Raw genomic sequence first — 16,671 nt, forward strand, 5'->3', positions numbered from 1 at the left:
CGAGCCCGGGCGCTACCGCGCCGACGGGCGGCGGTTCGACCAGCCGCACCTGGCAGAACGGTCGGTGGGTGCGTAATCACTGGGGTGACGGACAGCAGTCGGTCCCCGAGTGTGAGGACGGCAAGGACGGCACGGTGGGCACCGGCACGGCCATTGCCTGCCCGGACGTGACGGCCAAACTGCCGCAGGTGCCGGACCGGGCGCGGGCCGAGGTGGACCGCAACCTCGCCCAGTTGCAGACCCAGATCGCCGAGGCGGACCGCCGTCTCGCCGCCGAGGGCAACAAGGGTGAGGCGTTCATCCGCAGCGCGATCCTCCAGCCGCTGGCCGGCAAGCGACGCGCGGTGCTGGACCGGATCACGACCGCCATCGACCGGGTCGGTCCCCGGCCACAGGGTCTCGCGCAGCTCGCCGAGTGCCAGGTGCAGCCGACCAACAACACGGGCGGCAACAACGGCGGCGGCACCACTCCCACCACGACTCCCACCACGACCCCCGGCGGGAACAACGGCGGCACCGCCCCCGGCGCCGGGCTCGGCGTGCTGGCCAACGACTGTGACGAGAGCCGGCTCCAGCCGCACGACGGCTTCCAGAACGGCAACCGCTGCGTGAGCACCGAGTTCGGTGAGGTCGGCGCCGCCGCGAACAACCCGTCGCTGCTGATCACCCAGTTCCCCCAGCAGGTCGGCCAGAACCAGGCCTTCACCCTGCGGGTCAGCACCCGCAACCTGGTCCGGGACCGCTTCCTGGCCGCCGGTCAGGGTGGCTACTACGTGGAGAGCTCGCTGCTCAACGCCCAGGGCCTGGTCCGGGGTCACTTCCACACCGCCTGCCGGATGCTGGACAGCCTGACCGCTCCGCCGGAGCCGCAGGAGGTGCCCGCGTTCTTCGTCGCGACCGAGGATGGCCGCGGTGGCGCCCAGCCCGACGAGGTGACCATCCAGATCCCGGGTCTGGCGGAGTCGGGTACGGCACAGTGCTCCGTCTGGGCCGGTGACGGTTCGCACCGCCTGCCGATGATGGAGCGGGCCAACCAGACCCCCGCGTTCGACTCGGTGCGGATCACCGTCAACTGATCCAGCAACGACCGGCGGCGGCCGGTCACCCGGGGCGACAACCTCGGGTGACCGGCCGCCGCGTCGTTTCGGTGCCCAGACAAACCGACGGGGCCACGCCGTTTACGGCGGACCCCGTCGTCAACTCCTGCGTCAGCGGCTCTTGTACGCCTCGACGACCTCAACCGGGATCCGGCCTCGTTCGGAAATCTTGTAGCCGTTCTTGACGGCCCATTCCCGGATGGCCCGGTTTTGCTCCCGATCCATTCCCGCGCCGGCGGGTCGCCCCGGCCGCCGGACTGTGCGGGCGCTCTCCACCGGGCCACGCCCGATCCGCCGACCCGCATTGATGTAGGGATCCAGCGCCTTGCGCAGGACGCCGGCATTCTCGTCCGAGACGTCGATCGTGTAGGCCACGCCGTCGAGACTGAACTCGACCGTCCGGTCGGCCTTCCCACCGTCGAGGTCGTCGGTCAGGACCGTGATTACTTTTCTCGCCATTGCCGATTACTCCCTGTGTGCGGCGGGATGTGTCCAAAGTCTGACCTATCACCCCGGTAATCCGCAACAATATGCGTCCCATTCATTCGGCGCGTCGCGATTCCGTTACCGAGCAAAACCGTGAATCGCACGCGATGAAGCGGTCTCATTCGCCGAGGAGGCCGGCGTGCCCGGCCAGGGCGGCTGCCTCCGCCCGGTTGGACACCCGCAACTTTCGCAGCAACGCGGCGGTCATTCGTTTCACCGTCCGCTCCGAGACGTGCAGTTCGTCGGCGATCTCGATGGTGTTGCGGCCGGCCGCGATCGCGCGGAGCAGTCGACGTTCCTCGCCGTCGAGGTCGACCGGTGCGGCGCGGGTGGGCCGCAGCATGGCGTGCAGCAACTCGGCCGGCAGCACCGCCCACCCCTGCAGGATGGCCAGCAGTGGGGGTAGCAGTTCTTCCGGTTCGCTGGTCTTGGGCAGGAACCCCTCGGCACCGGCCCGCAGCGCCTCCAGTGCCGGTGCCGGGTCGGCGGAACCGGACATGGCGACCACCCGTACCCGCGGGGTGGTCCGTCGGATCGCGCCCACCGCCCGGACCCCGCCGGGCGGTGGCATGTGCAGGTCGACCAGGACCAGGTCGGGGTGCCACTGGTTGACCAGCGCCGCCGCGGCCGCGGCGTCGCCGGTCGAGGCGACCACCTCGGCCCGGCCGTCCGTGGTGATGGGGAGCAGCAACTCGAGGCCGCGGACGAAGAGGGGGTGATCGTCCACGACAACAAGTCGCATGGTGGAGGCTCCCGGCATGTCTGCGCCGTTCCCCAGCGGGTACCGATCATGCGGGTACGCACCGAACGAGGGGAGTCGGGTGGATGCGCGCACGCCACGGTCTGCAGGGCCTGCTGCGAGGGTTGCGCCGGATCGAGCCGGCTCCGGAGTTGCGAGCACCGACGGCGGATTCGGAGTTGCTGCTGCGGGTGTTGTGCCACGAGTTCCGTACGCCGATCACCACCCTGACTTCGCTGACCCGCGCGCTGGCCGACGAGCAGCGGGAGCTCAGCGGCGCCGACCGGCGGGCGATCACCGAGTTGGTCCGCGACCAGGCCGTCCACCTGCAAGGTCTGCTGCGCGACGCGACCGCCGGCACGGGCGCGCTGGCGCCGGCACCACAGCCGGAGCCGGCCGTCCCGCTGGCGGGCATCCTGCGTGAGGCCGCCGCGTTGGTGCCGGCCGGTCGACGGCGTGCGCGGGCCACCCGGCGGGCGGGCGCCTGCCCGGTGCCGGCCGGACGGACCCGCCAGGTGCTGGTCAACCTGGTGGAGAACGCGCTGCGGCACGGGCCGCCGGACGGGCAGGTGGGGCTGTACGCCACGCTGCGCGGGCCGGGCCTGAGCGTCCTGGTCACCGACGAGGGGCGGGTCGACGACGCGTTGCTGTCCGCGTTGCGCCGTCCGGCGCCGGCGGTCGGGATGTCCGGGCTGGGGCTGTGGATCGTGCGGCAGCTCGTCGGGACGGACGGGGGAACGCTGCGGGTTCACCGGCTGCGACCGCGCGGGGTGGCGCTGGAGGTGCTGCTGCCGGTGGTCCACCCGCTGCGCTGACCCCACCGGGACACGGGTTGGCCCGGTCGGGTCACCGGGGCGGGAACGGCAGCCTCTGCCAGTTCCCGTACCGAGGGGGTCAGATGTTCAGCCATGTGAAGGACCTGCAGTTCGAAGCCAAACCGGACGGCCCGGACGCCGCGTTCGCCCGTCGCCTCCAGGAGGTGCTGGGTGGCAAGTGGGGTGAGATGACCGTCGCCAACCAGTACCTCTACCAGGGCTGGAACTGCCGGTTGCCCGGCAAGTACAAGGACCTGCTGCTCGACGTCGGCACCGAGGAGATGGGCCACGTCGAGATGATCGTCACGATGATCACCCGGCTGTTGGACAGCGCACCGCTGTCGCTGACCGAGGGGATCGCGGAGGACCCCGGGGGCGCGGCGACCTACGCCGGGTCGAACCCGGCGCACTTCATCCACGGCGGCGGCGGGGCCTTGCCCGTCGACTCCAGCGGGGTGCCCTGGAACGGCTCGTACATCACCGCCAGCGGCAACCTGCTGGCCGACTTCCAGCTCAACGTCACGGCGGAGGCGCAGGGCCGCCTCCAGGTCGCGCGGCTGTTCAACATGACCGACGACCCGGGCGTCAAGCAGATGCTGCGCTTCCTGTTGGCCCGCGACACCATGCACCAGAACATGTGGCTGGCGGCGATCGAGCAGCTCAAGGAGGACGGCCTGGAGGACATGCCGGTGCCGGAGGCGTTCCCGGACTCCGGCGACCTCGGCGAGGAGTACGGCTACACCTACCTGGGCTTCTCCTCGGGCACCGACGCCGCCCAGGGCCGCTGGGCGTCCGGGCCGGCGCCGGACGGCAAGGGCGAGTTCCGGTACGACGACGCGCCGCGTGCGAACGCCCCGGAGCCGGTGCTGCCGCCGGGGGACCCGCGGTTGTACGGCACCAGTCCGGGTGTGGCCGGCGCGGTGGTGAACACGGTCAGGAGCAAGCTCACCTGACGCGTCCCGTCGGGTCGCCCGCCAACCTCGGGCGGCCTGACGGACCGCCGGAAGAGTGGTCTGGGTCACAGAGCGGAACAAGGGGAACGCTTTGTTACTTGAGTCAGACACGCTCAACTCAACGCGATAGCAGGTGTTCGATGGCAACTCTTCCGGTACTTCCCCTGACCGACGCCGTGCTGCTGCCCGGCATGGTCATCCCGGTGACCCTCGACCCGACCACCCAGGCCGCGATCGACGCAGCCCGGGCGACCGGCGACCGCAAGCTGCTGGCCGTGCCGCGCATCGACGGCGAGTACGGCCCGGTCGGCGTGGTCGCCACCATCGAGAAGGTGGGCCGGCTGCCCGAGGGTGAGCCCGCCGCCGTCATCCGTGGCCTGTCCCGGGCCCGGATCGGCTCCGGCGTGCCCGGCCCCGGCGCCGCACTCTGGGTCGAGGCGACCGAACTCGACGAACCCGCCTACGCCGGTCGGGCCCGCGAACTCGCCCGCGAGTACCGCGCCCTGGTGACCTCAGTGCTCCAACAGCGGGGCGCCTGGCAGGTCATCGACGCTGTGGAGCGGATGACCGACCTCTCCGAGCTGGCCGACTCGGCCGGCTACGCGCCCTGGCTGACGCTGGAGCAGAAGACCGAACTGCTCGCCGCGCCGGACGTCACCGCCCGGCTGGAGCTGCTTGTCGGCTGGGTGAAGGACTACCTGGCCGAGCAGGAGGTCACCGAGCAGATCAACAGTGACGTCCGCGAGGGGCTGGAGAAGTCCCAGCGCGAGTTCCTGCTCCGCCAGCAACTCGCCGCGATCCGCAAGGAACTGGGCGAGGACGAGCCGGACGGCTCCGCCGACTACCGGTCCCGGGTCGAGTCCGCCGAACTGCCGGAGAAGGTGCGCGAGGCGGCCATGCGCGAGGTCGGCAAGCTGGAGCGGGCCAGTGACGCCTCCCCGGAGGCGGGCTGGATCCGTACCTGGCTGGACACCGTGCTCGAGATGCCGTGGGGCACGCGTACCGAGGACAACACCGACCTGGCCGCGGCCCGGGCGGTGCTCGACGCCGACCACGCCGGCCTGTCCGACGTGAAGGACCGCATCCTGGAGTACCTGGCCGTGCGCAACCGTCGTGCCGAGCGCAACCTCGGCGTGGTCGGCGGTCGCGGCTCCGGCGCGGTGCTCGCCCTCGCCGGCCCTCCCGGGGTCGGCAAGACCAGCCTCGGCGAGTCCGTGGCGCGGGCGCTCGGGCGCAACTTCGTCCGGGTGTCGCTCGGCGGTGTCCGCGACGAGGCGGAGATCCGCGGTCACCGGCGCACCTACGTCGGCGCGCTGCCCGGCCGGATCGTCCGTGCCCTGCGCGAGGCGGGCTCGATGAACCCGGTCGTGCTCCTCGACGAGGTGGACAAGCTGGCCGCCGGCTACGCCGGTGACCCGGCCGCCGCCCTGCTGGAGGTGCTCGACCCGGCGCAGAACCACACCTTCCGGGATCACTACCTGGAGGTCGACCTCGACCTGTCCGACGTGCTGTTCCTGGCCACCGCCAACGTGGTGGAGTCCATCCCCGGCCCGCTGCTGGACCGGATGGAGCTGGTCATGCTGGACGGCTACACCGAGGACGAGAAGGTCGCCATCGCCCGCGACCACCTGCTGCCCCGGCAGCGGGAGCGGGCCGGGCTGACCGCCGACGAGGTGGAGATCGCCGACGAGGCGTTGGCGCTGATCGCGGGGGAGTACACCCGGGAGGCCGGTGTCCGGCAGCTCGAACGTGGCCTCGCCAAGATCCTGCGCAAGGTCGCGGTGACGCTGGCGACCGACCCGTCGCCGGTACGCGTCGACACCGACAACCTCGCCGGTTTCCTGGGGCGGCCGAAGTTCACCCCGGAGTCGGCCGAGCGCACCGCCGTTCCCGGCGTGGCAACCGGCCTCGCCGTCACCGGCGCCGGTGGGGACGTGCTCTTCATCGAGGCGACCAGCATGGAGGGCGAGCCGGGGCTGACCCTGACCGGCCAGCTGGGCGACGTGATGAAGGAGTCGGCGCACATCGCCCTGTCGTACCTGCGCTCCAACGGGCGCCGGTTCGGCATCGACCCGAACGTCCTCGCCGGACGCCGGATCCACGTCCACTTCCCGGCGGGCGCGGTGCCCAAGGACGGCCCGAGCGCCGGCATCACCATGGTGACCGCCCTGGCCTCGCTGGTCACCGGCCGTCCGGTCCGCCCCGAGTTCGGGATGACCGGCGAGGTGACGCTCTCCGGTCGGGTGCTGCCCATCGGCGGGGTGAAGCAGAAGCTGCTGGCCGCGCACCGGGCCGGCCTCACCGAGGTGATCATCCCGGCGCGCAACGAGCCCGACCTGGACGACCTGCCGACCGAGGTGCGTGAGGCGCTGACCGTGCACACCCTGGCCGACGTGGCCGACGTGCTCGCGCTGGCGCTTCGCCCGGCCGACGTCAAGACGCTGGACGGTCCGGCGCTCTTCGCGGCCTGACGCTCCGACCCCAGGACCCCCGCCGTCTTTCGAGACGGCGGGGGTCCTGGTGTACGTGGGGAGAGGTCTACTGTCTCGCTTGAACCCTCAACTACCTCTTCGCCGCGAGGCGTCCCCCTGGAGGAACCCCCGTGAACGTGGTGCTCTGGATCATCCAGATCCTGCTGGCCGTCGTCTTTGCCGGCGCCGGCTTCGCCAAGCTGACGCAGCCCAAGGACAAGCTGCGCGAGCTGATGCGGTGGGTGGACCCGGTCCCGCCGACCCAGGTCAAGGCGCTCGGCGCCGTCGAGGTGCTGGCCGCCATCGGCCTGGTGCTGCCGCCACTGACCGGCATCGCCACCGTGCTCACCCCGCTCGCCGCCGTCGGGCTGGTCGTCGTCATGATCGGCGGCATCCTCGTGCACCTGCGCGACCGGAGGAAGCAGGACACGGCCGAGCAGCGTCGGACGGAACTCCAGGGCGCGATCACCTGCGCGGTGCTGCTCGTGCTCGCCGCCGTGGTGGCCTGGGGCCGGTTCGGGCCGTACTCCTTCTGATCCGCAGCGCCGGCGACCGTCGTACCTCGGCGGTCGCCGGCGGCGTGCTCAGGCCGGCTGCGTGCTCAGCGCTCGTCGCCCCCGCGGTCGCGGCGCACGGTGGCCTTGCGGCCCTTGATCGTGCTCTGCCGCAACCCGGAGATCACCTCGTCGGCCACGCCCTGCGGCACCTCCACCAGGGAGAACCGGTCGGCGATCTCGATCGAGCCGATGTCCCGACCACGGATCCCGGTCTCCCCGGTGATCGCGCCGACCAGATCCTGCGGGCGCACCCCGGCGCGCCGGCCCAGGCCGACGAAGACCTGGACGGTGTTGCCGCCGCCGGAGCGCGGCCGGCCCCCACTGCGTCGGTCGCCGCCCCGGCCGCCGGTCTCCGGCCGCCCCTCGCGGGGCCCGCGCACCGGGACCTGGGGGATCTCCTCCTCGTCGTCGGAGCCCGGCGACGTCACCTCGTGGGCCAGCTTCACGGCGGCGAGGGCGACCTCCATCAGGTCGAACTCGTCGGTCAGCGTCTCCACGATGACCCGGAACGGGTCGAGGTCGTCCTCCAGCAGGCTCTCGCGCAGTGCCGCCTGGGTCAGCTCCAACCGGCGGGTCCGCATGTCGGCCACGGTGGGGATCTTGTCGATGGTGATCCGCTGGCCGGTCACCCGCTCGATGGTCTTGAGCATCCGGTGCTCACGCGGCTCGGCGAGGGTGATCGCCACGCCCTCGCGGCCGGCCCGGCCCACCCGGCCGATCCGGTGCACGTACGACTCGGGGGCTGACGGCACGTCGTAGTTGACGACGTGGGTGAGCTGCTCGACGTCCAGCCCACGGGCCGCCACGTCGGTGGCCACCAGCAGGTCGGCGGTGCCCGCCCGCAGCCGGCCCATCACCCGGTCGCGCTGCTCCTGGCTCATGCCGCCGTGCAGCGCCTCGGAGCGGTAACCCCGACCGTTCATCGTCTCGGTCAGCCGGTCGACCTCCTCCCGGCTGCGGCAGAACACGATCGCCGCGGTGGGCGACTCCACGTCCAGCACCCGGCCCAACGCGGCCGGCTTGTGGGCCCGGGTCACGATGTACGCGCTCTGTCGCACCCGGGGCGCCTCGCCCGCGACCGTCTGCTCCCGGCCGATCTCGATCCGGACCGGTTCGCGTAGGTGCTGCCGGGCCATCCCGTCGATGCGCGACGGCATGGTGGCCGAGAAGAGCACCGTCTGACGCTGCGCCGGAGCGTGCTCCAGGATCGCCTCGATGTCCTCGGCGAAGCCCATGTCGAGCATCTCGTCGGCCTCGTCGAGCACCACCGTGGCGAGCCCGCCCAGGCGCAGGGTGCCCCGGGCGATGTGGTCGAGGGCCCGCCCGGGGGTGGCCACCACCACGTCGACGCCGCTGTCCAGTGCCCGCAGCTGCCGCCCGATCGGCTGCCCACCGTAAATCGGCAGCACCCGGGCGCCCAGGTCCTTGCCGTAGCGGTGGAACGCCTCGGAAACCTGCACCGCCAGCTCACGGGTCGGCACCAACACCAGCGCCACCGGGTCGCCACCCTGACGGTGTGCCGTCATGAGGTTCAGCAGCGGGAGCGCGAACGCCGCCGTCTTGCCGGTGCCGGTGGCCGCCTGGCCCAGCAGGTCCCGACCCTCCAGCAGTGGTGGGATCGCCTCCCGCTGGATCGGGGTCGGCTCCTCGTAGCCGAGGGCGGACAGGGCGCCCAGCAGCTCGGGGCGCAGCCCGAGATCGGTGAAGGCGGACGCCTCGTCGGTGCCGGCGGGGGTGGCGTCAATCGGTGCGTCGATCGGTGCGTCGTGCTGTGCAGGTGCGGAACTCATGTGCCAAGCCTTTCATTACGCCGTCCGGGCCGCTGCGCCGACCGCCACAAGAGCCCGACCAGTGCCCCACCAGCGCCCACACAAGATCCGCACAACGACGGGGAAACTGCTGCCTCCGCGATGTCTGAGGCAGCAGTTTCCCGGAACTTGCGCGGATCTTGGGGGATCGCTCGCACGGCGGGCGGGGCGGTCAGGTGAGGATTGCCAGGATCATGATGCCCGCCAGTGTCACGTCGAGCACGCCGCACCACTCGGCGTACCCGCGCGGCACCACCCGACCGGTGCGGTGGTGGACCAGGTCCCACCCGGCGTGCGCCAGCCAACCGAGCGCCACCAGCCACGCGGCCGTCCGACCCCCGACCGCGACGGCGACCAGCGTCAGCGCGACCCAGACGACCAGGCCGACCAGCTGGGTGGCGAGCACGCCCGGCCCGCGCAGGGTCCGTCGGACCACACCGATCAGCAGGTACCCGCCGGGCAGCACCAGCATCGTCCACGGGCTGAGCACCCTCGGGTCGACCCACAGTTCCACCGTCATCAGCAGCGCCAGCCCGGTCGGCCAGCGGTGGGCCAGCGCCACCACGGCCGGATTCCGGCGTACCGCCAGCGGCGTCTCGTGCCGGTGGCGCACCGCCACCAGCACCATCGCCGGCACCATCAGCAGGTGGCCGCCGAGCATCAGGGCGTCGCCATCCAGCCGGCCGGCCCAGTACGGCACGAGCAGCAGCAGGAACGGCACGTACATCGCCGCGGCCATCTCGACGACCCCACGCCAGTGGTGCGCCCGGTAGCGCATCCACACCGTCATCCCGACGGTCATGTTCGTCGCCATCACCAGCGCGGCGACCTCCGGCCGGGCCAACGTCCCGGTGATCCCGAGCGGGACGCCGGCCGCGTCCCACAGGGGCCCGAGCAGCAGCATCCCCACGACCATCGCCAGCGCCATCTCGGCGAGATGCCACCACAGTCGCCGCGTGCCGGCGCCGGGCGGTGCCGGCAGCGGTCCAGGTGGCGGTACGACCATGCTGTCCGCGTACACCCGTGTGTTTTCCATGCCGTTGACCCTGCCGGTGTCCCGGCGCGGTCGGCAGGCTCGTCCGTCACCGGAATGGCGTGCGGATCGCACGGTCCGACCGTGACATCTCGCACGGGTGGACCGGGCGTCGGACGGTCCTAGGATCGGTGCGTGGCGAGCGAGGCGGTGACCCCCCGGGCGGATCGCCGGCTGCACCGGGCTCGGCGGGCGACGCTGCTGTCGCTGGCCACCGGCGTGTGGGCGAGCGTCCTGCTGCCCGCGGTCGGCCTGACCCGGGAGCCGTCCGCCGGCCGCGTCGTGCTCGGCGCGGTCGGGATCCTCGTCTTCGCGGCCACCCAGACCGCTGTGCTGTACGCGGCGGTCACCCCCTGGCTCGCGCAACGGTGGCGGCGTCGCGCCCAGCTCGGCCTGGTCGTCGTGGCGGCGCTGACCGTGCCGTTGGTGGCCCCGGTCGCGGCGGGGGTCTGGCCGACCTGGGCGTGGATCGGGGCCTCCCTGGTCGGGATGGCCCCCCTGCTCGTCCGCCTCCCGGGCGCGCTGGCGGTCACCGCCGGCACCCTGCTCGTGTCGGCGGCCGTGGCCTGGTGGACCGGTGGTTCCATCGGGCGGTCCCTGGCCGTGACCGGCGGCATCGGGGTGGGCGTGGCCGCGGTCAACTGGTTCCAGGTCTGGTTCTGGGACCTGCTGGTGGAGGCTCGGCAGGGTCAGGCCGCCCAGGCCCGGCTGGCCGCCGCCGAGGAGCGGCTGCGCTTCGCCCGCGACGTGCACGACCTGCTGGGGCACAGTCTCACCGTGATCGCGCTGAAGGCCGAACTCGCCGCGCGGCTCGCCCCGGTCGACCCGGAGCGGGCCGGGCGGGAGGCCGCCGAGGTGCAACGGTTGGCCGCGTCCGCGCTCACCGAGGTCCGCGAGAGTGTGCACGGCTACCGGGCCGTCGACCTCGGTGAGCAACTGGCCGCCGTGGCGGACGTGCTGCGCTCCTGCGGGGTGCGCTGCACCGTGCCGCACCGCGTCGACCTGCCGCAGCCGGCCGCCACCGAGCTGGCGGCGGTGCTGCGCGAGGCGGGCACCAACGTGCTGCGGCACAGCCGGGCGCAGTGGTGCCGGATCCACATCGACCGGGACGAGAACGGGGCCAGGATGACCATCGCCAACGACGGGGCCGACGACGGCGGCCCGGACGAGCACAGCCACGGCCTGCGCGGCCTGGCCGACCGACTGGCCGCGGTCGGGGGAGAGCTGCGGGTCCGCCGGGAGGACGGGGTGTTCACCCTGGAGGCGACCGTGCCGGTGCCGTCGTGATCCGTGTCCTGCTGGCCGACGACGAGGACCTGATCCGCGTCGCGGTCGCCGCGCTGCTCGGCCTCGAACCGGACATCGACGTGGTCGCCCAGGCCGCCGACGGGCCCTCGGCGGTGACCGCGACGCTCGCCCATCGCCCGGACGTGGCGGTGGTGGACCTGGAGATGCCCGGCCTGGACGGCATCGCGGTGGCCGCCGAGCTGGCCCGGGTCCGTCCCGAGTGCGCGGTGGTCGTGCTGACCGGGCACGGCCGCCCGGGGCACCTGCGTCAGGCACTGACCGCCGGGGCGCGCGGCTTCGTGCCCAAGGGCTCGCCCGGTGGCGCGCTCGCCGACGTGATCCGCCGGGTGCACGCCGGCGGACGGTACGTCGACCCGTCGCTGGCCGCCGACGCGTTGACCCTGCCGGCGTGCCCGCTGACGCCACGGGAGTTGGAGACGCTGCGGCTGGCCGAGTTCGGCGCACCGGTCGCGGTGATCGCCCGCCGGGTGCACCTGTCCACCGGCACCGTCCGCAACCATCTGTCCGCCGCCGTACAGAAACTGGGCGCGACCGACCGGGCCGAGGCGGTCCGCACCGCCCGAGACAACGGCTGGCTCTAACCCACCCCACCCCACTTCGTTGATCATGAGGTTATGGGCGCGACACGCCGCCATCCACGTCGCTAACTTCATGATCGACGCCGGGATGGGCGGAGGCGGCGCGAGCGCTGCCGCTAGCGTGTCGGGGTGCGTACGGTGGAGTTGGTCTGCTCGCCCGGGTTGGACGTGGCGATCCGGACGGTCTGGAGCCGGTTGGCGGCTGCCGGGCTGCCGAGCCTGGCCCGCAACATCCACCCGACCAACCGGCCGCACCTCACGCTCGCGGCGGTGGACGACTTCCCGCCCGGCGTCGAGCACCGCCTGGCCGAGCTGTTCGACGCCGCGCTGCCGGTGCCGGTCACGCTCGACCGGGTCGTCGTCCTCGACGGCAGTGCCCCACTGGTCTGGCTGCTGCGACCCACACCGGCGCTGACCGCGCTGCACGCCGCCGTCTGGGACGTCCTCGCCGGGGCCGACGGGCATCACCCGTGGCACGCGCCGGGGGCGTGGGTGCCGCACCTGAGCCTGGCCCTGCGCTTCCGCAACGCGGACCTTCGGATGGCCCGTGCCGTCGCCGGGGGCCAACGGCCGACCGGCGCGTTCGTCGCCGCCCGCAGCTACGACGGCACGGACCGGACGGTGACCCAACTGACCACCCCTTAGGGTCGTCGCGGCGGGTCAGGGGCCTCAGTTGCTACCCCCACCGCCATCGCCGCCTCCATCGCCCCCGCCACTGAACTCGCCGCCGCCACTGCCGCCCGCACCGCCGGCGTAGCCGTGGCGGCCGTCGTTGAAGGGCAGATCGCCACGGATGCCGCCTGACCTGGCTCGCTTGCCCGGCCCCGCCAGGTGTTGCAGGCAGACGCGTTCGGAGACCGGGAAACACTCGCCACGGCCTCCGCAGTCGGCCAGGTAGCGGTTGCCCTCTTGGACGCGCACCTCCTGGTCCACCCGGAACAGCAGGGGAAGGCCGGTCGGGCCACAATCCTCGTCCCGGCGGCCGTGCTTCAGTGTGGCCAGCAGGGCGCTGCGATCGGTGGTGGTCGTGTCTGCGCTTGTCGCGGCCCTGGGCTGGTGCGGCAGCGGACGCCCGAACGCGGCGTCGCAGAAGGTGGCGTAGTCCTGCGCATGCCGGGTCAGTGCCTGCCACAGATCGTCCACGGCCACCGACGGCACCGACAGTTTCGCGTTCGGCTGGCGGGCGATGATCCGGAACCACTGTCGGGTCGCGGTTTCGACGAGGACGATGTCGTCGTCGCTGAGATGGAGGTGCCGATTTCGTAGCTGCTGCCGTCCGCTGGCAGGAAACTGCAGTTCGGACACGGCGCGGAGTCGGCGAGAGGTGCGGTCGCTTCTGAACGTCGTCCAGTTCATCCGGCTACTTCTATCCGCCCAGGGAGCGGGCGCTAGGGCCTCGACTTGCCGAAGTGGCGCCGCGGCCCCTTCAGAGTAGTGCGGTCGGCAAGCGCGTCACCGGGCACGACGTCGACCGGGCCCCCGGCCGACGGCAGGGGGCCCGCACGCCCTAGCGGTAGAAGCGCAGGTAGTCGAACTCTGCGGTGACCGCCGGTTCGGCGCCGCCGTGCGCCACCAGCCCGATGCGGGGCGTGGTGTCGGCCGGGAACGTCCACACCGCACCCCACGTCCAGGTGCGCCCGTCCCGACTGGAGCCGGCCCGGAACTCGTGCTCCCCGGTGGTCGGGTCGACGTGGTGCGCCAGTCGCAGCCAGGTGGTGGTGGCCGGGGTGCCGACGATGCTGCCGCCGTAGACCGGCTGATCGGCGAAGGGCAGCTCGTAGCCGTACTCGACCTGCCGGGTGTTCCAGATCGCCACCTGGGTCAGCCGGGCGAACCGGTCGTCGTCCACGTAGGCGACCAGACCCGCCTGCTGGTAGTTGCGGACGGCCTCCTCGCCCAGATCCAGCGTCACCTTCGTCTCGACGACGTAGTCGCCCCTCGGCGCGTCGCGCAGCAGCACACCGGCCGTGTTGCCGGTGCCGGTCAGGTCGGCCGACTGCACCGGCCAGCGCAGCGCGCCGTCGGCAACGGTGGCCGCCGGGTCCTCGCGTACCCAGCGCCAGTCGCCGTCGAGCCCGCCGGTGAACTCGTCGGAGTACGCCCGCAGCGGCGCCCCGGCACGGGGCTCGGGCACCGCCCGCCTCGGCGACTCGAACAGCCGGGCCATGCTGACGTTGTCGAACTCGGCCGGACCACCACCGGCGGTCAGACCGAGCCGCCCCGCGACCGGGCGGTCCAGCCGCAGCGACACCACGGCGACCTGGTCACCGAGGCGGGCCGGGCTCAGCTCGGCGACGAGCTGCTGCCCGCGTACCTCGACGGCCAGGTTGTGCGGGTCGGCCAGGTCGAGCCCGACGGGCAGCGGCGTGGTCGCGCGGCGGCGGCCGTCGCTGGCGACGAGGCGGCCACCGGCCGCGTCGACGCGGACCTCGACGCGGTCACCCAGGGTGAGCCCGGCGCTGGCCGCGCCGGTGAGCCGCAGGTCGGCCTCTGCGCGCACGTCACCGCCGATGGTGGTACGACTGGTCAGCGCGCCGCTGCCGGTGAGTCGACCGTCGGCGATCCGCCACTGGCCGGCGACACGTCGCCAGTCGGCCAGCCCGGTGTTGTCGAACCGGTCGTCGACCCGGCCGGTGGTCACCGGTGCGGGTCGGGCGCCCTCGGACGGGCCGGCGCCGGCGTTCACGGTCGGCCAGCCGTCGATCCAGTCGAGCCGGTCGAGCAGCATCGGGCGTTCGTTGATGCCGAACGGCTCGTCGAGGTACGGGTCGGCGCGGTCGATCGCGTGGTAGACGATCCAGTCCTGGCCGGACAGGTCGGTGAGGAACCCGTTGTGCCCCGTGCCGATCCACCGGTTGCCGTTCTGGGTCAGCACCGGCGTGCCACCCGCGCGGGACGCGGTCAGCGCGACGCCGTCTCGGTCGGTGAACGGGCCGCGTGGGCTGCGCGCGCGTCCCACCTGGACGGAGTAGCCGGTGGCCGGGCCGGCGCAGCAGTTGGCCGTGGAGGCGAACAGGTAGTACCAGCCGTCGTGGCGCAACACGTAGCTGCCCTCGAACTTGTTGTCGACCGCCACCTGCGTCGGTGTGCCCACGGCGCTCAGCCCGTCCGCGCTGAGCTCGGTGACAGAGATGCCGCCGTAGTAGCTGCCGTAGTAGAGGTAGCCCCGGCCGTCGACGTCGGTGAACTGGCTGGGGTCGATGGTCCACAGGTAACCGCCGCCCCCGCCGGGGCGGGGTGCCACCACGGGTTGCGCGGCGAAGGTCCACGGGCCGGTCGGCGTGGGTGCGGTGGCCGCGCCGATGGCGTAGTCGCTGCCCTCGGCGGAGACGGTGGTGTCGGTGACCGTCACGTACATGACCCACCGGTCGCCGACGCGGCGCACGTCGGGTGCCCAGAAGGCCGCACCGGGGGCCGCGTACGGTGGCCGCTGCTCGGGGCCGAACGCGTCCCCGACGTACGCCCAGTCGACCAGGTCGGCCGAGCGGGCGGTGGGCACCCGGTGGAACTCGTGCTCGCCCTCGCGCAGCGGGTCGGTGGTGCCGTAGGCGTACCAGAAGCCGTCGTCGCCTCGCACGATGACCGGGTCGGCGAACGTGTCGCCCACGCCGACCGAGATCGGGTTGTCGTAGCGGGACGGGCCGCCGGAGCCGGCGGCGGGTAGGGGCGCCAACGTGGCCAGGATCAGACCGAGCGCGGCGGCGAGCGCGCCGCCGCGGCGAAGGTGTCGCATGTGGACCTGCCTCGGGGGAGTGGGCGTGGGGTCGTGTCCTCGTTTCTACAACGATGGATACAACGTTGTAAAGAGATCGACGCCCGCAGCCTCAGGTGCCACGCACCGAACCCGGTGGCTTACCGCGCCGATGGCCGGGGCGATGATGGGGCCATGAGTGGTGGCACCGAGGGCCGGGGAATGGCCGAGCTGGCCGCGCTGCTGGCCGACGGCACGCGGGCCGGCATGTGCCTCGCGCTGCTCGACGGCCGGGCGTGGACCGCCGGCGAGTTGGCCCGCCGCGCCGGGGTCGCCCCGTCGACGGCCAGCGACCACCTCACCCGGCTGGTCCACGGCGGGCTGCTGGTCGAGGAACGGCAGGGCCGGCACCGCTACCTGCGGCTCGCCGGGCCATCGGTGGCCCAGCTGATCGAGGACCTGGCCGGGCACGCGCCGTCCCCACCCGCGCCGGTCGGGTCGCTGCGGGCCGCCACCGCGAGCGCCGCTCTGGCGTACGCCCGGACCTGCTACGACCACCTCGCGGGCCGCCTCGGTGTGCTGATGTACGACGCGTTGTTGGCCGACGGCCGGCTGGACCGGTCCAGTGGGTTGGCGCTGACCGCCGACGGGTGGGCGTGGGCGGCCGACCTGGGCGTACCCGTGCAGGTGCTGCGCACCGCCCGCCGCCCGGTGGTCCGCGACTGCCTGGACTGGACCGAACGCCGCTCGCACCTCGCCGGGGCGCTCGGCGCGACGCTGTGCCGCCGCTTCACCGACCTGGGCTGGATCACCCAGGGCGCCGGTCGCGCGATCCGACTCACCCCGATCGGCCGCGTCGCCCTGGCCGAGGCCCTGCACGTCTCGGAGGACGCCCTCGCCCCCACCGCGTCCCCGACGCCCACCAGCGGCCGAGCCTGACCCTCCCGCCACCGCGCAACGGCGATGCGGCGGCGCGGCGGGCGGTGACCCGGGGCGCACCACATCCAGGATGTAGTGGCCTTCGACGGGCACGGAGGCCACTACATCCTGGATCGAGCGCGATCCCGGCCCGGCCCGGCGCGGACGGGCGACGCGCGGACGGGCGACGCGCGGACGGGCGACGTGCGGGCGGGAC

15 protein-coding genes are annotated in these 16,671 nt (G+C 72.9%); 9 read left to right on the plus strand and 6 right to left on the minus strand.

Going from position 1 to position 16,671, the window contains the following annotated elements; genetic code table 11:
- Positions 1–68 precede the first annotated feature (68 nt).
- A complete protein-coding gene (locus LADH09A_RS15135; RefSeq protein ID WP_372492274.1) occupies positions 69–1,076 on the plus strand; it encodes a hypothetical protein in 1,008 nt (335 codons plus the stop codon).
- Between the two features lie 132 nt (positions 1,077–1,208).
- Here LADH09A_RS15135 and LADH09A_RS15140 read toward each other — a convergent pair whose 3' ends face one another.
- Together LADH09A_RS15140 and LADH09A_RS15145 are read right to left on the minus strand one after the other, a co-directional pair.
- Positions 1,209–1,556, minus strand: a complete 348-nt coding sequence (locus LADH09A_RS15140; protein WP_088948309.1) for a histone-like nucleoid-structuring protein Lsr2 — start codon at positions 1,554–1,556, stop codon at positions 1,209–1,211.
- Positions 1,557–1,701: 145 nt separating this feature from the next.
- Positions 1,702–2,310 (minus strand): response regulator, encoded by a 609-nt coding sequence (locus tag LADH09A_RS15145; protein ID WP_238645773.1) that lies wholly within the window; start codon positions 2,308–2,310, stop codon positions 1,702–1,704.
- A 98-nt stretch (positions 2,311–2,408) separates the two neighbouring features.
- Between LADH09A_RS15145 and LADH09A_RS15150 the strand changes: the two genes are divergently transcribed.
- The 4 genes from LADH09A_RS15150 (at position 2,409) to LADH09A_RS15165 (ending at position 7,097) form a co-directional block, all read left to right on the plus strand.
- Positions 2,409–3,137, plus strand: a complete 729-nt coding sequence (locus LADH09A_RS15150) for a sensor histidine kinase (RefSeq protein ID WP_238645774.1) — start codon at positions 2,409–2,411, stop codon at positions 3,135–3,137.
- Positions 3,138–3,220: 83 nt separating this feature from the next.
- A complete protein-coding gene (locus LADH09A_RS15155) occupies positions 3,221–4,090 on the plus strand; it encodes a manganese catalase (RefSeq protein WP_238645776.1) in 870 nt (289 codons plus the stop codon).
- A gap of 140 nt (positions 4,091–4,230) precedes the next feature.
- A complete protein-coding gene (gene lon / locus LADH09A_RS15160) occupies positions 4,231–6,561 on the plus strand; it encodes an endopeptidase La (protein ID WP_238645778.1) in 2,331 nt (776 codons plus the stop codon).
- 131 nt (positions 6,562–6,692) lie between these two features.
- Entirely contained in the window at positions 6,693–7,097 is a 405-nt protein-coding gene (locus LADH09A_RS15165; RefSeq protein ID WP_238645779.1) for a DoxX family protein, read from the plus strand.
- A gap of 65 nt (positions 7,098–7,162) precedes the next feature.
- Here the strand turns inward: LADH09A_RS15165 and LADH09A_RS15170 are convergent, their stop codons facing one another.
- Together LADH09A_RS15170 and LADH09A_RS15175 are read right to left on the minus strand one after the other, a co-directional pair.
- A complete protein-coding gene (locus tag LADH09A_RS15170) occupies positions 7,163–8,908 on the minus strand; it encodes a DEAD/DEAH box helicase (protein ID WP_238645780.1) in 1,746 nt (581 codons plus the stop codon).
- A 190-nt stretch (positions 8,909–9,098) separates the two neighbouring features.
- Positions 9,099–9,962: a hypothetical protein gene (locus tag LADH09A_RS15175; protein ID WP_238645781.1), complete on the minus strand. Its 864-nt coding sequence runs from the start codon at positions 9,960–9,962 to the stop codon at positions 9,099–9,101.
- A gap of 132 nt (positions 9,963–10,094) precedes the next feature.
- On the opposite strand from LADH09A_RS15175, the gene LADH09A_RS15180 reads away from it, so the two are divergent.
- The 3 genes from LADH09A_RS15180 (at position 10,095) to LADH09A_RS15190 (ending at position 12,490) form a co-directional block, all read left to right on the plus strand.
- Positions 10,095–11,246: a histidine kinase gene (locus LADH09A_RS15180; RefSeq protein WP_238645782.1), complete on the plus strand. Its 1,152-nt coding sequence runs from the start codon at positions 10,095–10,097 to the stop codon at positions 11,244–11,246.
- Positions 11,243–11,848 carry a response regulator transcription factor gene (locus tag LADH09A_RS15185; RefSeq protein WP_238645783.1) on the plus strand — a complete coding sequence of 202 codons (606 nt, stop codon included), beginning with the start codon at positions 11,243–11,245 and terminating at the stop codon, positions 11,846–11,848. The genes LADH09A_RS15180 and LADH09A_RS15185 overlap by 4 nt, the downstream gene beginning before the upstream one ends.
- A gap of 126 nt (positions 11,849–11,974) precedes the next feature.
- On the plus strand, positions 11,975–12,490 hold the full coding sequence (locus LADH09A_RS15190; RefSeq protein ID WP_238645784.1) for a 2'-5' RNA ligase family protein: 516 nt from the start codon (positions 11,975–11,977) through the stop codon (positions 12,488–12,490).
- 24 nt (positions 12,491–12,514) lie between these two features.
- Here LADH09A_RS15190 and LADH09A_RS15195 read toward each other — a convergent pair whose 3' ends face one another.
- Both LADH09A_RS15195 and LADH09A_RS15200 read right to left on the minus strand, forming a co-directional pair.
- Positions 12,515–13,201 carry a UCP032817 domain-containing protein gene (locus LADH09A_RS15195; RefSeq protein WP_238645786.1) on the minus strand — a complete coding sequence of 229 codons (687 nt, stop codon included), beginning with the start codon at positions 13,199–13,201 and terminating at the stop codon, positions 12,515–12,517.
- A 151-nt stretch (positions 13,202–13,352) separates the two neighbouring features.
- Entirely contained in the window at positions 13,353–15,578 is a 2,226-nt protein-coding gene (locus LADH09A_RS15200) for a glycoside hydrolase family 43 protein (RefSeq protein WP_238645788.1), read from the minus strand.
- 153 nt (positions 15,579–15,731) lie between these two features.
- On the opposite strand from LADH09A_RS15200, the gene LADH09A_RS15205 reads away from it, so the two are divergent.
- A complete protein-coding gene (locus LADH09A_RS15205; RefSeq protein WP_238645790.1) occupies positions 15,732–16,475 on the plus strand; it encodes an ArsR/SmtB family transcription factor in 744 nt (247 codons plus the stop codon).
- The last annotated feature ends 196 nt before the right edge of the window (positions 16,476–16,671 follow it).

This window comes from Micromonospora cabrerizensis (genome assembly GCF_022230955.1).
GTDB lineage: Bacteria > Actinomycetota > Actinomycetes > Mycobacteriales > Micromonosporaceae > Micromonospora > Micromonospora cabrerizensis.

Bases quoted from the DNA above. Each gene is read 5' to 3' on its own strand.
- LADH09A_RS15140 (WP_088948309.1), bottom strand. From the start codon at position 1,556: ATGGCGAGAAAAGTAATCACGGTCCTGACCGACGACCTCGACGGTGGG.
- LADH09A_RS15150 (WP_238645774.1), top strand. From the start codon at position 2,409: ATGCGCGCACGCCACGGTCTGCAGGGCCTGCTGCGAGGGTTGCGCCGG.
- LADH09A_RS15155 (WP_238645776.1), top strand. From the start codon at position 3,221: ATGTTCAGCCATGTGAAGGACCTGCAGTTCGAAGCCAAACCGGACGGC.
- lon (WP_238645778.1), top strand. From the start codon at position 4,231: ATGGCAACTCTTCCGGTACTTCCCCTGACCGACGCCGTGCTGCTGCCC.
- LADH09A_RS15170 (WP_238645780.1), bottom strand. From the start codon at position 8,908: ATGAGTTCCGCACCTGCACAGCACGACGCACCGATCGACGCACCGATT.
- LADH09A_RS15175 (WP_238645781.1), bottom strand. From the start codon at position 9,962: ATGGAAAACACACGGGTGTACGCGGACAGCATGGTCGTACCGCCACCT.
- LADH09A_RS15195 (WP_238645786.1), bottom strand. From the start codon at position 13,201: ATGAACTGGACGACGTTCAGAAGCGACCGCACCTCTCGCCGACTCCGC.
- LADH09A_RS15200 (WP_238645788.1), bottom strand. From the start codon at position 15,578: ATGCGACACCTTCGCCGCGGCGGCGCGCTCGCCGCCGCGCTCGGTCTG.
- LADH09A_RS15205 (WP_238645790.1), top strand. From the start codon at position 15,732: ATGAGTGGTGGCACCGAGGGCCGGGGAATGGCCGAGCTGGCCGCGCTG.